The 15732-nt window shown below is 47.7% G+C and carries 10 protein-coding genes; 8 read left to right on the top strand and 2 right to left on the bottom strand.

Annotated features, from left to right (window positions below):
• Positions 1–5 precede the first annotated feature (5 nt).
• The 6 genes from rpoC to CWI76_RS06820 all read left to right on the top strand — a co-directional run bounded on the left by rpoC (position 6) and on the right by CWI76_RS06820 (position 9797).
• Entirely contained in the window at positions 6–4244 is a 4239-nt protein-coding gene (rpoC, locus tag CWI76_RS06845; RefSeq protein WP_126759603.1) for a DNA-directed RNA polymerase subunit beta', read from the top strand.
• Between the two features lie 226 nt (positions 4245–4470).
• A complete protein-coding gene (rpsL, locus tag CWI76_RS06840; RefSeq protein ID WP_034777283.1) occupies positions 4471–4845 on the top strand; it encodes a 30S ribosomal protein S12 in 375 nt (124 codons plus the stop codon).
• A gap of 76 nt (positions 4846–4921) precedes the next feature.
• The gene (gene rpsG / locus CWI76_RS06835) at positions 4922–5392 is read left to right on the top strand and encodes a 30S ribosomal protein S7 (RefSeq protein ID WP_126759602.1); all 471 of its coding nucleotides are present in this window, start codon (positions 4922–4924) and stop codon (positions 5390–5392) included.
• A 27-nt stretch (positions 5393–5419) separates the two neighbouring features.
• On the top strand, positions 5420–7549 hold the full coding sequence (gene fusA, locus CWI76_RS06830; protein WP_126759601.1) for an elongation factor G: 2130 nt from the start codon (positions 5420–5422) through the stop codon (positions 7547–7549).
• Between the two features lie 59 nt (positions 7550–7608).
• Positions 7609–8793 (top strand): elongation factor Tu, encoded by a 1185-nt coding sequence (tuf, locus tag CWI76_RS06825; RefSeq protein WP_126759600.1) that lies wholly within the window; start codon positions 7609–7611, stop codon positions 8791–8793.
• Between the two features lie 236 nt (positions 8794–9029).
• Positions 9030–9797 carry a substrate-binding periplasmic protein gene (locus CWI76_RS06820; RefSeq protein ID WP_157980815.1) on the top strand — a complete coding sequence of 256 codons (768 nt, stop codon included), beginning with the start codon at positions 9030–9032 and terminating at the stop codon, positions 9795–9797.
• Between the two features lie 9 nt (positions 9798–9806).
• Here CWI76_RS06820 and glsB read toward each other — a convergent pair whose 3' ends face one another.
• Both glsB and uvrA read right to left on the bottom strand, forming a co-directional pair.
• A complete protein-coding gene (gene glsB / locus CWI76_RS06815; RefSeq protein WP_126759598.1) occupies positions 9807–10763 on the bottom strand; it encodes a glutaminase B in 957 nt (318 codons plus the stop codon).
• 2 nt (positions 10764–10765) lie between these two features.
• A complete protein-coding gene (gene uvrA / locus CWI76_RS06810; protein WP_126759597.1) occupies positions 10766–13591 on the bottom strand; it encodes an excinuclease ABC subunit UvrA in 2826 nt (941 codons plus the stop codon).
• Between the two features lie 117 nt (positions 13592–13708).
• Between uvrA and CWI76_RS06805 the strand changes: the two genes are divergently transcribed.
• Together CWI76_RS06805 and ssb are read left to right on the top strand one after the other, a co-directional pair.
• Complete coding sequence (locus CWI76_RS06805; RefSeq protein ID WP_126759596.1) at positions 13709–15094, top strand: MFS transporter; 1386 nt, start codon at positions 13709–13711, stop codon at positions 15092–15094.
• 36 nt (positions 15095–15130) lie between these two features.
• Positions 15131–15709, top strand: a complete 579-nt coding sequence (gene ssb / locus CWI76_RS06800; protein WP_126759595.1) for a single-stranded DNA-binding protein — start codon at positions 15131–15133, stop codon at positions 15707–15709.
• Positions 15710–15732: the final 23 nt, after the last annotated feature.

Genomic DNA, 15732 nt, shown 5'->3' with positions numbered 1-15732 from the left:
AAATCGTGAAAGACTTATTAAAGTTTTTAAAACCGCAAAACCAGACTGAAGAGTTCGATGCGATTCGCATCGGACTTGCTTCTCCGGACATGATCCGTAGCTGGTCTTTCGGTGAAGTGAAAAAGCCAGAAACGATCAACTACCGTACGTTCAAGCCTGAGCGTGACGGGTTGTTCTGTGCGCGCATTTTCGGCCCGGTAAAAGACTACGAGTGCTTGTGTGGTAAATACAAGCGCTTGAAGCACCGTGGTGTAATTTGTGAGAAGTGTGGCGTCGAAGTTACCCTCACTAAAGTGCGTCGTGAGCGCATGGGTCACATCGAATTAGCGAGCCCAGTTGCACACATCTGGTTCTTGAAATCATTACCAAGCCGTATCGGTTTGATGCTAGATATGACCTTGCGTGATATCGAGCGAGTATTGTATTTCGAATCATACGTTGTTACTGAAGCAGGTATGACCGATCTCGAGCGCGGTCAAATTCTGACTGAAGAAGAGTACTTAGACGCATTAGAAGCACACGGCGACGAATTTGAAGCCAAGATGGGTGCTGAAGCGGTGTTGTCATTATTGCAACACATTGATATCGAAGGTGATATCAAGCAATTGCGTGAAGAACTTCCAGAAACCAATTCAGAAACGAAGCGTAAGAAAATCAGCAAGCGCTTGAAGCTTCTTGAATCATTCCATAACTCAGGCAACAAGCCAGAGTGGATGATCTTGAAGGTACTTCCAGTATTGCCACCTGATTTACGTCCGTTGGTTCCATTGGATGGCGGCCGTTTCGCGACTTCAGATTTGAACGATCTTTATCGTCGCGTTATTAACCGTAACAACCGTTTGAAGCGTCTATTAGACTTGGCAGCTCCTGACATCATCGTACGTAACGAAAAGCGTATGTTGCAAGAAGCTGTTGACGCCTTGTTAGACAACGGTCGTCGCGGTCGTGCTATCACTGGTACCAACAAACGTCCTCTGAAATCTTTGGCTGACATGATCAAAGGTAAGCAGGGTCGTTTCCGTCAAAACTTGTTGGGTAAGCGTGTTGACTACTCAGGCCGTTCAGTAATCACTGTTGGTCCTAAGTTGCGTTTACACCAGTGTGGTTTGCCAAAGAAAATGGCACTCGAGCTATTCAAACCATTCATCTACGGTAAGTTAGAAGGTCGTGGCTTAGCTACTACCATCAAAGCTGCTAAGAAGATGGTTGAGCGCGAGATTCCAGAAGTTTGGGACGTACTTGACGAAGTAATCAAAGAACACCCGGTTATGTTGAACCGTGCACCAACGTTGCACCGTTTGGGTATCCAGGCGTTTGAACCAGTATTGATCGAAGGTAAAGCGATTCAGTTGCACCCATTGGTGTGTGCGGCTTATAACGCCGACTTCGATGGTGACCAAATGGCGGTTCACTTACCATTAACGTTAGAAGCGCAGTTAGAAGCGCGCGCGTTGATGATGTCAACCAACAACATTTTGTCACCAGCAAGTGGCGATCCAATTATCGTTCCTTCACAGGACGTTGTATTGGGTCTGTACTACATGACGCGCGAAAAAATTAACGCGAAAGGCGAAGGCATGGCGTTTAAAAACGCTAAAGAAGCCGAGAAAGCATACCGTAACAAGGATGCTGAGCTGCACGCACGCGTTAAAGTACGTATCACTGAAACGTTAACCGACGAAGAAGGTGTTACAACCACCACGACAAAACTGTACGACACCACTGTAGGTCGTGCCATCTTGTCACTGATTCTTCCTACTGGCATGCCGTTTGACATGATCAACCAGTCAATGGGTAAGAAGCAGATCGGTCGTTTGTTAAACCGTTCTTATCGTGACTTAGGCTTGAAGCCAACCGTTATTTTTGCTGACCAAATCATGTATACCGGTTTCCACTACGCGATGATCGCGGGTGCATCTGTTGGTATCGACGATATGGTTATTCCAGACGCTAAGAAAGATATTATCGAAGCGGCGGAAGAAGAAGTTGCTGAAATTCAGGAACAGTTCGAGCAAGGTTTGGTAACAGCCGGCGAGAAATACAACAAAGTTATCGACATTTGGTCAACTGCGAACGAGAAAGTCTCGAAAGCAATGATGGAAAACCTGTCGAAAGAAACTGTGATCAACGCCAAAGGTGAAGAAGAGCAGCAAGATTCTTTCAACTCGGTTTACATGATGGCTGACTCAGGCGCTCGTGGTAGCCCTGCACAGATTCGTCAGTTGGCTGGTATGCGTGGTTTGATGGCGAAACCAGATGGCTCAATCATCGAAACCCCAATCGTTGCTAACTTCCGTGAAGGTTTGAACGTACTCCAGTACTTCATCTCAACCCACGGTGCGCGTAAAGGTTTGGCCGATACCGCATTGAAGACCGCGAACTCAGGTTACCTGACGCGTCGTTTGGTTGACGTTGCACAAGACGTTGTTATCGTTGAAGACGATTGTGGCACCGAAGATGGCTTGTACGTGAAGCCGTTGATTGAAGGTGGTGACGTTGTAGAACCATTGCGCGAGCGCGTATTGGGTCGCGTTGTTTGTGATGACGTTCTTATGCCTGGTGGCGACGAAGTACTGATTCCACGTAACACATTGCTTGATGAAAAAATGTGTGACGTGTTAGAGCAGAACTCTGTTGACCAAGTAAAAGTACGCTCTGTCATTACCTGTGACACCGACTTCGGTGTGTGTGCGAACTGTTACGGTCGTGACTTGGCTCGTGGTCACTTGGTGAACCAAGGTGAAGCAGTCGGTGTTATCGCGGCACAGTCAATCGGTGAGCCTGGTACACAGTTAACCATGCGTACGTTCCACATTGGTGGTGCGGCATCGCGTGACTCTGCAGCCAACAACATCCAAGTGAAGAACAAGGGTACCTTGAAACTTCACAACGCGAAATTCGTTGAAAACAGTGACAGCCACTTGGTTATCACCTCACGTTCAACTGAATTGACGTTGATTGATGAATTTGGTCGTGAGCGTGAGCGCTATAAAGTGCCTTACGGTGCGATTCTGAAGAAAAACGAAGGCGACACCGTTGATGCGGGCGAAATCGTTGCGAACTGGGATCCACATACGCACCCAATCATCACCGAGGTGGCAGGTCGTCTGAAATTCGTCGACTTGATCGATGGCGTCACCATGACCCGTCAAACCGACGAGCTGACTGGCCTATCAAGCATTGTTGTGCTTGAAACGGGTCAACGTACTAGCGCCGGTAAAGACATGCGTCCAATGGTGAAGCTAGTTGATGCGAAAGGTAAAGATGTCAACATCGCCGGCACCGATATGCCAGCGCAGTACTTCTTGCCAGGTAACGCGATTATCAACCTTGAAGATAACGCTGAAGTGAAAGTGGGTGACACGGTTGCACGTATTCCACAAGAAGGTTCAAAAACACGCGATATTACCGGTGGTCTACCGCGCGTTGCCGACTTGTTCGAAGCACGTCGTCCGAAAGAGCCTGCAATTTTGGCAGAAGTCTCTGGTACCGTTAGCTTTGGTAAAGAAACCAAAGGGAAACGTCGCTTGATCATCACCCCTACGGATGGTGGCGAGCAGTATGAAGAGATGATTCCAAAATATCGTCAGTTGAACATCTTCGAAGGTGAGCAAGTGACCAAAGGTGAAGTAATCGCCGACGGTCCAGAAGCACCACACGATATCTTACGTTTGCGTGGCGTTAGCGCGCTTGCAAACTACATCGTGAACGAAGTGCAAGAAGTTTACCGTTTGCAAGGTGTTAAGATTAACGATAAGCACATCGAGACCATCGTGCGTCAGATGTTGCGTAAGGCAATCATCTTGAACCCAGGTGAAACGGAACTGCTTGAAGGCGAAATGATGGAGCTGTCTGAAGTACTTGCTGCGAACGCGAAAGCGGAAGCAGAAGGTAAGATTCCAGCTTCTTATGAGCGTCAGCTGTTAGGTATCACTAAGGCGTCATTGTCGACTGAGTCGTTCATCTCTGCTGCATCGTTCCAAGAAACGACGCGCGTATTGACCGAAGCAGCCGTACAAGGCAAGCAAGATCCATTACGTGGCTTGAAAGAGAACGTTATTGTGGGTCGCTTGATTCCAGCTGGTACTGGTTTCGCTTACCACCGCGAACGTGCGCGCAAGCGTGCTGAAGCGTTGGCAGGTACCGAAGCACCTCGTTTAACCGCAGAAGAAGCAGAACAGCAACTCGCTGATGCTTTGAACTTCGGTAACGAAGCTGCTGATAACGGTGACAATACCGAGTAAGCAGTTGCTTTGACGAGCAAAATATAGCGTTAGAGGCCGTTCGCGTTAGCGAGCGGCCTTTTTATTTCCGTCGCTTTTCCTTGACAGTCCAATTATTGACCATTAAAATTCGGCCTCCCCATATTTGGGCGATTAGCTCGTGGCTTGTCGACAGCAAGCTTAAAAATAGGGGGAAACTTGGATTTTTCATTCTGTTGAGCGACATCAACATAATCAGGAGTAATGAATGGCAACAGTTAATCAGCTGGTGCGCAAAGGTCGTCAAAAGCCGGTTGTTAAAAGCAACGTTCCGGCACTTGAGGCTTGCCCACAAAAACGCGGCGTATGTACCCGTGTTTACACTACTACCCCGAAGAAGCCAAACTCTGCACTGCGTAAAGTATGCCGTGTACGTTTGACTAACGGCTACGAAGTTTCTTCGTACATTGGTGGTGAAGGTCACAACTTGCAAGAACACTCAGTCGTATTGATTCGCGGCGGTCGTGTAAAAGACTTGCCAGGTGTTCGTTATCACACAGTTCGTGGTGCTCTCGACTGTGCAGGCGTGAATGATCGTCGCCAAGCACGTTCTAAGTACGGCGCGAAACGGCCTAAGTCTTAACGGTTCTCCGTTAGTAAGGCCAAACTGTAATTTATAAGTTTTGGGGAATACCCTGAATTAATCGGAGAATATTGAGATGCCAAGAAGACGCGTCATAGGTCAACGTAAAATCCTTCCGGACCCTAAGTTCGGATCAGAGTTGTTGGCTAAGTTTATCAATGTCGTCATGGTTGACGGCAAAAAATCTGTCGCTGAAAAGATCATCTACGGTGCGTTAGACATCCTGGCTGACAAGTCAGGCAAAGACCACCTTGAAATTTTCGAAACTGCGTTGGACAACGTTCGTCCTACTGTCGAGGTTAAATCTCGTCGTGTTGGTGGTTCTACCTACCAAGTACCAGTAGAAGTACGTCCTGTTCGCCGCAATGCACTGGCTATGCGCTGGTTAGTTGATGCTGCGCGTACTCGGGGTGAAAAATCCATGGCTCAGCGTCTAGCAGGTGAAATGCTAGATGCATCAGAAAATAAAGGCTCTGCTGTGAAGAAGCGTGAAGACGTCCACCGTATGGCCGAAGCGAACAAAGCGTTCGCACACTATCGCTGGTAAATTCACAGTTAACCCAAAGAGGAATTTATGGCTCGACAAACATCGATTGAGCGTTACCGTAACATCGGTATCTGTGCTCACGTAGACGCAGGTAAAACAACCACTACAGAACGTGTGTTGTTCTACACCGGCTTGTCTCACAAATTGGGTGAGGTACATGACGGTGCAGCGACTACCGACTGGATGGAGCAAGAACAAGAGCGTGGTATTACAATTACCTCTGCTGCTGTAACTGCTTTCTGGAAAGGTATGGATCAGCAGTTCCCAGAACACCGTATCAACGTTATCGATACGCCAGGACACGTTGACTTCACTATCGAAGTAGAACGTTCACTGCGTGTACTTGATGGCGCGGTCGTTGTTTTGTGTGGTTCTTCTGGCGTACAGCCGCAAACTGAAACCGTATGGCGTCAAGCAGACAAGTACGAAGTTCCACGTATGGTATTCGTCAACAAGATGGACCGTGCTGGTGCTGACTTCTTGCGCGTTGTAGGTCAAATCAAAACGCGTTTGGCTGCGACTCCAGTTCCAATTCATTTGAACATCGGTGCTGAAGATAACTTCAAAGGCGTTGTTGATTTGATCAAGATGAAAGCGATCAACTGGAATGAAGAAGACCAGGGGATGACTTTCAACTATGAAGAAATTCCAGCGGAACTGAAAGACAAAGCTGAAGAAATGCACAACGACTTGGTTGAAGCTGCTGCTGAAGCCAACGAAGAGCTGATGAACAAGTACCTTGAAGAAGGCGACTTGACTGAAGCTGAAATCAAAGCTGGTTTACGTCAACGTACGTTGAACAACGAAATCATCCTTTGCTTGTGTGGTTCTGCGTTTAAAAACAAAGGCGTTCAGGCAATGCTTGACGCGGTTATCGAATACTTACCTTCACCAACTGAAGTTAAAGCGATTCGTGGTATTTTGGAAGACGAATCTGAGGGCGTGCGTAAGTCATCTGACGACGAGCCGTTCTCAGCATTGGCATTCAAAATCGCAACCGACCCATTCGTAGGTACTTTGACCTTCTTGCGCGTATACTCGGGCGTCCTAAAGCAGGGTGATACCGTTTATAACCCAGTGAAGAGCAAGCGCGAGCGTATCGGCCGTATGGTACAGATGCACGCAAACGACCGTAAAGAAATCAAAGAGATCTTGGCGGGCGACATTGCTGCAGCTATCGGCTTGAAAGACGTAACGACTGGTGACACCTTGTGTGACCCGAACAACGTCATCACGCTTGAGCGTATGGAATTCCCAGAGCCTGTAATCTCTGTTGCTGTAGAACCAAAAACTAAAGCTGACCAAGAAAAAATGGGTATCGCTTTAGGTAAATTGGCTGCAGAAGATCCATCGTTCCGCGTTAAAACGGACGAAGAGTCTGGCCAGACAATCATCTCTGGTATGGGTGAGCTTCACCTAGACATCATCGTTGACCGTATGAAGCGTGAGTTCAAGGTTGAATGTAACGTTGGTAAACCACAGGTTGCTTACCGTGAAACTATCCGTCAGAAAGTGGAAGTTGAAGGTAAATTCGTACGTCAATCAGGTGGTCGCGGTCAGTTCGGTCACGTTTGGTTACGTATCGAGCCAATGGACTTTGATGCGAACGACGATGATGCACCAAACTACGAGTTCGTTAACGAAATCGTTGGTGGTGTTGTACCGAAGGAATACATTCCTGCGGTAGACAAAGGTATCCAAGAGCAAATGCAGAATGGTGTAATTGCTGGTTACCCAGTACTTGGCGTTAAAGCGACCTTGTACGATGGTTCATACCACGATGTCGACTCATCAGAAATGGCGTTCAAAATCGCTGGTAGCATGGCATTCAAGAAAGGTGCTCAACAAGCTAAACCAGCATTGCTTGAACCAATGATGAAAGTTGAAGTTGTTACCCCTGAAGATTTCATGGGTGACGTCGTTGGTGACTTGAACCGTCGTCGCGGTATCATCGAGGGCATGGAAGATGGTCCTGGTGGTCTGAAAGAAGTTCGCGCACAAGTTCCATTATCAGAAATGTTCGGTTACGCTACTGACCTGCGCTCGCAGACTCAGGGCCGTGCATCGTATGCAATGGAATTCTTGAAGTACGCTGAAGCACCAAACAACATTGCTGAGCAGGTTATTGCTGCTCGTCAGGTTAAAGATAAAGATTAAGTAGAGTCTGGTCCGGTTCTACCAAGGACCGGACTTTTAACTTAAGTTAAGGAAAAGTCATGGCAAAAGAAAAATTTGAACGTTCCAAACCGCACGTTAACGTCGGTACAATCGGCCACGTTGACCACGGTAAAACTACTCTGACCGCTGCGATCACCACAGTATTGGCGAAAACCTACGGTGGTTCAGCACGTGCATTCGATCAAATCGATAACGCACCAGAAGAAAAAGCGCGTGGTATCACCATCGCAACTTCACACGTTGAGTACGATACTCCAGCACGTCACTACGCACACGTAGACTGCCCAGGACACGCTGACTATGTTAAAAACATGATCACCGGTGCGGCGCAGATGGACGGCGCTATCTTGGTAGTTGCTGCGACTGACGGCCCAATGCCACAAACTCGTGAGCACATCTTGTTGTCACGTCAGGTTGGTGTTCCATACATCATCGTGTTCATGAACAAGTGTGACATGGTCGACGACGAAGAGTTGTTGGAATTGGTTGAGATGGAAGTTCGTGAACTTCTTTCTGAGTACGATTTCCCAGGCGACGATTTGCCAGTAATCCAAGGTTCAGCATTGAAAGCATTGGAAGGCGAAGAAAAGTGGGAAAAGAAAATCATCGAATTGGCAGAAGCTTTGGATTCATACATTCCAGAGCCAGAGCGTGATATCGACAAGCCGTTCATCATGCCAATCGAAGACGTATTCTCAATCTCAGGCCGTGGTACTGTAGTAACTGGTCGTGTTGAGCGCGGTATCGTTCGCACTGGTGACGAAGTTGAAATCGTAGGTATCCAAGATACAACGAAGACGACTGTAACTGGTGTTGAAATGTTCCGTAAGTTGCTTGACGAAGGTCGTGCAGGTGAGAACATTGGTGCGTTGTTGCGTGGTACGAAGCGTGACGAGATCCAACGTGGTCAAGTATTGGCGAAGCCAGGTTCAATCACGCCACACACTCAGTTCGAAGCTGAAGTGTACGTATTGACCAAAGAAGAAGGTGGTCGTCACACCCCATTCTTCAAAGGCTACCGTCCACAGTTCTACTTCCGTACCACGGACGTAACTGGTGCAGTACAGTTGCCAGAAGGCGTAGAGATGGTTATGCCAGGCGACAACCTGAAGTTCGTAGTTGAACTGATTCACCCAATCGCGATGGACGAAGGTCTTCGTTTCGCGATTCGTGAAGGTGGTCGTACCGTAGGCGCAGGCGTTGTATCTAAGATCATCGCTTAATAGCCTTGGTATCCGTTAACGGATATTGATGAAAAGGGAGCTTCGGCTCCCTTTTTTGTTTTTGAAGGCAACAACGATATTAGCTATTAGATATTAGATATTAGCGAAAACACGAAAGACCAAGACCGCTCAACTAATATCCAATATCTAATAGCTAATATCGTTCTTGCAGTTTCCCTTGACTTTGAAGGCTGATGTGTGAAGGATACACAAGAGTTAACGGAGTAAGCGAAGTCTTGAAGTACTTAATAACTATAATAACTATAATAACAATACTATCTGGTTTGTTTTTTCATGCGACCGCAGAACCAATTCAAGTTCGAGTTGCGGCGTACGAGTACCCACCATATTACTCTGAACAAATGCAATCGCACTTGGTTGGTGAAGTCATCAAGGCTTTGAATCATATTCAACAAGACTACCATTTTTCTCTTGAACCTATCGCTCCGAATGCGCGTTATGTTGCTTTAAGTGCTGATGGTTGTTGTGATTTGATGTTATTCGAGGATATTGACTGGGGCTGGCGTGATGAAGACATCGATTTGCATGTAACCGAACCGTTGCTTGTCGGTCGAGAGCGTTTCGTGGCGTTAAAACACTTGAACCGAGATCAGCGTTTTTTCGAAATGAAAGGTCTCAGATTTGGTGGCATTGTAGGTTATCACTATCCATTTGCTGCGAATGAAAAAGACCATCGAATTCTTGAAGAGGATTACGGCATCTATTTAGCGCATTCTCACGAAGTTAATTTGCAGATGCTTTTGAATAAACGATTAGATTTGATCATGCTCTCGGACGAATATCTGGCGGCGATGGTTCCTCGTTCAGTGAAGGAGCAGTTATTAATTTCCAAAAAGCCATATGGCGTTTTTAACATGGCCACTGTGGTCAATAAAAATAAAAACGTTGATGCGTCTCAAGTTGAGCATTTAATCGACCGTCTAAAAGAAAACGGCAGGCTTAGTGCTATCTTTAAGAAGTTTAAACTACCGGCCAGCCATTAGGGGCGTCGATTAATAAACACTCAAGCCTAAGTGGTTAGCTAGCTCGCGAATCATAAACATGCCTCTCGCGGAGTTGCCATAACTATTAAGTGGCGGGCTCCAAGCCGTGATAACACCATAGTCAGGAACGATGGCAACGATGCCGCCACCAACACCACTTTTGGCTGGTAACCCAACCGTGAATGCAAACTGCCCCGATTGATCATACATGCCGCTGGTACTTAATAATGCATTAATGCGCTGTGCGTCGCGATGTGAGGTGATTTGTGCACCGCTACGTGGGCATTTACCACGGTTGGCGAGAAACGCGAAGCTACGGGCCAATTGTTCCGTTGACATGGTCAATGCACATTGCCAAAAGTAGTGGTCTAATACCTCTTCAACATCCGCTTCAATATTACCAAAGCTTTTCATCAAGTAAGCTAACGCGGCGTTGCGAGCCCCATGCGCACGCTCAGAGTCGTGCACGCGCGAATCAACGCAAACATCGTCACTACCGCACAAACCGCGCACCATACTTAGCAAAGCCGATTTACTGGCAGAATAATGACTAACTAAAACGTCACTGACTAATAGCGCACCGGCATTGATCATCGGGTTACGGGGTATTCCTTTTTCCCACTCCAGCTGAACAATAGAATTAAAGGGTTGGCCCGACGGCTCCATTTGAACCCGTTCCCATAGCGGATCGCCAAGCCGTTCCATGGCAAGCATTAGGCCAAAGATTTTTGAAATGGATTGAATCGAAAAAACCTTGTCGGAATCACCAACAGAGGTGACTTTGCCATCTAATGTTGCGACGGTAAGCGCGCAATAATCAGATTTCACTTCAGCCAGCGCAGGAATGTAATCAGCAACTTTTCCATCATTCACCGTTAAAGCCTGTTGAAGAATGCTCTCCAACAAAGGCTTTAAGTTGTCTGGTGCATGGATGGATTGACCACCACTGATGACATCTGTCGTCATGATTACCCTAACATTGGTTTAAGGAAGCGAGCGGTGTGTGACGCTTTACATGTCACGATATCTTCTGGCGCACCTGCCGTCAAAATTTCACCTCCGCCAGAGCCGCCTTCAGGGCCCAAGTCGATGATCCAATCTGCGGTTTTAATGACATCGAGGTTATGCTCAATAATCACGATGGTGTTGCCATGGTCCCGCAGTCGATGCAAGACCGTCAGTAACTGCTGAATATCATGGAAGTGCAGACCTGTGGTCGGCTCATCCAAAATGTACAAGGTTTTGCCGGTATCACGTTTGGATAATTCGCGCGCTAATTTGACGCGCTGGGCTTCACCGCCTGACAATGTGGTTGCACTTTGACCTAGACGAATATACGACAAGCCAACATCGATAAGCGTTTGCAGCTTGCGCGCAATTGCGGGAATTGGTGCAAAGAATTCACGCGCGTCCTCAACGGTCATATCTAAGACCTCGTGAATGCTCTTGCCTTTGTATTTAATCTCTAAGGTCTCGCGGTTGTAGCGCTTGCCTTTACAAACGTCACAGGGCACGTACACGTCCGGTAAGAAGTGCATCTCTACCTTAATGACACCATCGCCTTGGCAAGCCTCGCAACGACCACCTCGCACGTTAAAGCTGAAACGCCCAACCTTATAACCACGAGATCGTGCTTCTTCTGTACCAGCATAAAGCTCACGAATTGGCGTAAAGATGCCTGTATAGGTTGCTGGGTTCGAACGCGGTGTACGGCCGATCGGACTTTGGTCAATATCAACGACTTTATCTAAAAATTGCATGCCGTCGATGCTCTCATAAGGCGCTGGCTCATTGGCTGTCGCTTTGTTGAGCTCTCGGTGGGCAATACGGAATAGGGTGTCGTTAATCAACGTTGACTTGCCGGAGCCGGAAACGCCGGTTACACAAGTCATCAAGCCTACAGGTATCTCGGCGTTGACGTTTTTCAAGTTATTGCCAGAAGCGCCATTCAATTTAACCCAATGTTTGCCAGGTTGATGGCGCTTTTTCGGTACCGCAATCTCTTTTCGGCCCGACAAATAATCACCGGTTAATGAGTCTTCGTTGGCCATGATTTCTTCGTAATGGCCTTGCGCAATCACTTGGCCACCGTGAACGCCCGCTCCTGGACCGATATCAATGACATGATCGGCGGCTCGTATTGCATCTTCATCGTGCTCAACCACAATTACGGTATTACCGAGGTCACGTAAGCGCGTGAGCGTGCTCAATAGACGTTCGTTATCGCGCTGATGTAAGCCAATCGACGGTTCATCAAGCACGTACATCACGCCAACCAGGCCGGCACCTATTTGCGATGCTAATCGAATACGTTGCGCTTCACCACCTGAGAGGGTCTCTGCGCTACGCGATAAGCTCAAATAGTTTAAGCCAACGTTGACGAGAAAGCCGAGACGGTCATTAATTTCTTTCAGAATTTTTTCGGCAATTTTTGCGCGCTGGCCTTCAAGCTCGAGTTCTTGGAAGAATTTCAGAGCATCGCCAATCGAGCGCTCAACAACCTGAGGTAACGTTGTGTCATTCACAAACACATGACGCGCTTCCTGACGTAAACGGGTGCCGCCACAACTCTTACATGGCTGTGATGCAAGATACTTCGATAAATCTTCGCGAACCGCCATCGAGTCGGTTTCCCGATAGCGGCGTTGCATGTTAGGAATAATCCCCTCAAACGCATGCGTACGCGCCACACGGTCGCCGCGATCGTTCATATAGGTAAATTCTATTTCTTCTTTGCCACTGCCAAATAACACCACTTGTTGGTGTTTTTCGTCGAGGCTCGCAAACGGCTTATTCAGGTCAAACTTGTAGTGACGCGACAGCGACTGCAACATTTGGTAGTAGTAGAAATTACGTTTGTCCCAGCCACGAATCGCGCCGCCAGTAAGACTAAGCTCTGGATTGGTGACGACTTTGGCAGGGTCAAAGAACTGTTCAATACCCAAACCATCACATGAGCCACACGCACCAGCCGGGTTATTAAACGAGAATAAGCGCGGCTCAAGTTCTTGCATGCTGTAACCACAATGAGGGCAGGCAAAGTTTGCGGAAAACACAATATCTTCAATTTTCGAATCGTCTTCCATAGGCACCACAAGGGCCGTCCCGCCACTCAACTCAAGCGCGGTTTCAAACGATTCAGCGAGTCGTAACTCAAGGCCTTCGCGAACTTTAATGCGATCAACCACCACTTCGATGGTGTGTTTTTTATGTAACTCCAGTTTTGGAGGATCGCTTAAATCACATAATTCACCGTCAATGCGGGCACGTATGAAGCCTTGCGCCGCGAGATTTTCGAGAACCTTAGTGTGCTCACCTTTACGCTCCTGAATAATTGGTGCGACAATCATCAGTTTTTCGCCTTCTGGTAAGGCAAGTACTTGGTCCACCATTTGTGAAATGGTTTGTGCCGCTAACGTAACATTGTGCGTTGGGCAACGTGGTTCGCCGACCCGAGCAAACATTAAGCGCAAATAGTCATATATTTCGGTAATGGTACCGACCGTTGAGCGCGGGTTGTGTGACGTTGATTTTTGTTCAATCGAGATAGCTGGGGATAGACCTTCGATGCTATCCACATCTGGCTTTTCCATCAGCGATAAAAACTGCCGCGCATAAGCCGATAGGGATTCAACGTAACGACGCTGCCCCTCGGCATATAGCGTATCAAAAGCTAACGAAGATTTTCCCGAGCCAGACAGCCCTGTGATGACCACCAGTTTGTCGCGCGGAATGGTCACGTTAATGTTTTTCAGGTTGTGGGTGCGGGCACCGCGGATTTCTATTTTATCCATGAGAATTACAACTCTCCGTTGCCAATGACAAGCAATTGAATGAAACGAGTATTATCGCACAACCGATACCTTCTGGTACAATGGCCAGCGATTTTTTCCTGCAGCAATGAGATGTTCATGCGACAGCAAAACCAAGACAATCGACTCACTCCGACTGAGCGGCGCGCCTCTGGTGCTTTAGCTACTGTATTTGGATTACGTATGCTCGGGCTATTTTTGATCATGCCCGTTATTGCCATATATGGTCAGCAGTATCCAGATTACACACCGTTGTTAATCGGCTTAGCCATTGGTGCCTATGGTTTAACACAGGCGCTATTACAGATTCCGTTGGGTATGCTCTCTGATCGAATTGGTCGTCGGCCTGTGATTATTGCTGGTCTGTTAGTCTTTGCCGCTGGGAGCTTAGTGGCTGCATGGGCAGATACACTTGTCGGCGTAGTTATCGGTCGCGCATTGCAGGGAATGGGCGCAATTGCTGCTGCAATATTGGCTTTGGCGGCGGATATTACGCGCGATTCACAACGTCCGAAAGTAATGGCCGCAATCGGCATGTTTATTGGTTTGTCGTTCGCCTTGGCGCTAGTTTTAGGCCCATTGCTTGGCGCGCAAATTGGCTTGTCTGGGTTATTTTATTTCACTGCCGTAAGTGCTGTGTTTGGTATTGTGGTATTTCTTGCGGCCGTTCCAAAAGTTGCGCAGAAGTCAGCGCGCGGTGATTTGATTCCATTAAAAAATGAACTCGGCCAGCTATTTAAAGACCCCCAATTAGCGCGTTTGAATTTTGGCGTACTGGTACTGCATTGCGTCTTAACGGCGTTTTTTGTGGTGGTGCCGTTACAGCTTATGCGCGGTGGATTGGCCGCAGATGAACATGCGTGGTTGTATTTACCAACATTGATTGCATCTTTTGCCTTTATGATTCCGATGTTGATAAAAGCCGAGCGCCAACGTCAGCAACCACGTTATTTCCGCGTTGCCATTGGCTTAGTCATCTTGGCCGTGGCAGTTATCGTATTTATCCCAGCGCATTGGACTTATTTAGCTATCGCCGTTGTGCTATTTTTTACTGGTTTTAACTTCCTTGAGGCGACGCTGCCAAGCTCACTCACGCGCTTTGCGCCAGCAGGGCGAAAGGGAAGTGCAAGCGGTATCTACGCCACATGCCAGTTTTTAGGTGCGTTTGTAGGTGGTGCCGCTGGTGGCTCCATTTATCAATATTTTGGTTTGTTAGGTGTTGGGATTTTCTGCACGGTACTGCTAGTATGCTGGTTTACAATCAGCTTCGGCATGCAGCCACCGCCACAACAACAAAGTGTGAGTTTCACCTTGGGTAAATTGAATGCGTCTCAAGCCGATGGCTTAGCCGAACAATTGAGTCAGTTGAATGGGGTAGAAGAAGTTCGCATTGTGGCCGACGAACAAACGGTGTATTTAAAAGTTCATAAAACTGATTACAATGATTCTGAAATAGAGGCGCATATAGCGCCGTACCGAACGTAAGTATCGAAAATAAGAGATAGTGAAGGAGCAGATGGCATGGCCAGTCGCGGCATTAATAAGGTAATTTTAATTGGTAATTTAGGCGCCGATCCAGAAGTGCGCTACACGCAAAATAATACAGCCATCGCAAACCTTTCAGTTGCAACCAGTGAGACGTGGAAAGACAAGCAAACTGGCGAGCCGCGCGAGCAAACCGAGTGGCATCGTTGTGTAGCGTATCGTCGCTTAGCGGAAATTGCCGGCGAGTACCTGAAAAAAGGCTCAAAAGTTTATGTTGAAGGCCGTCTGCAAACACGTAAATGGCAAGGACAAGATGGCGTTGAGCGCTACACCACTGAAATTGTTATCAACGACCTGCAAATGCTTGATGGTCGCCCAGGTGGCGGACAAGGTGGTTACGGTGGCGGTCAGCAATCGGGCGGCTTCGGTGGTCAGCAAAGCGGTGGTCAAAGCGGCTCACAAGGTGGACAAGGCCAGGGTGGCTTCGGTGGCGGTCAGCAAGGTGGTCAGCGTCAAGCGCCAGCACAAAGCTTTAACCAACAGCCTGCGCAGCAACCGCAGCAGCAAGAACCGTTCGTTCCTGATCAAGACTTTGACGACGATATTCCGTTCTAAATCATATAGATAGAAATAAAAAG

The organism is Pseudidiomarina marina, assembly GCF_003987045.1.
Taxonomy (GTDB): domain Bacteria; phylum Pseudomonadota; class Gammaproteobacteria; order Enterobacterales; family Alteromonadaceae; genus Pseudidiomarina; species Pseudidiomarina marina.
This window is presented reverse-complemented; position numbering and strand designations above follow the sequence as displayed.

Excerpts from the sequence above, each read along its gene's own strand:
- fusA (WP_126759601.1), top strand. The coding sequence starts at position 5,420 with ATGGCTCGACAAACATCGATTGAGCGTTACCGTAACATCGGTATCTGT.
- rpsG (WP_126759602.1), top strand. The coding sequence starts at position 4,922 with ATGCCAAGAAGACGCGTCATAGGTCAACGTAAAATCCTTCCGGACCCT.
- rpsL (WP_034777283.1), top strand. The coding sequence starts at position 4,471 with ATGGCAACAGTTAATCAGCTGGTGCGCAAAGGTCGTCAAAAGCCGGTT.
- ssb (WP_126759595.1), top strand. The coding sequence starts at position 15,131 with ATGGCCAGTCGCGGCATTAATAAGGTAATTTTAATTGGTAATTTAGGC.
- uvrA (WP_126759597.1), bottom strand. The coding sequence starts at position 13,591 with ATGGATAAAATAGAAATCCGCGGTGCCCGCACCCACAACCTGAAAAAC.
- tuf (WP_126759600.1), top strand. The coding sequence starts at position 7,609 with ATGGCAAAAGAAAAATTTGAACGTTCCAAACCGCACGTTAACGTCGGT.
- CWI76_RS06805 (WP_126759596.1), top strand. The coding sequence starts at position 13,709 with ATGCGACAGCAAAACCAAGACAATCGACTCACTCCGACTGAGCGGCGC.
- glsB (WP_126759598.1), bottom strand. The coding sequence starts at position 10,763 with ATGACGACAGATGTCATCAGTGGTGGTCAATCCATCCATGCACCAGAC.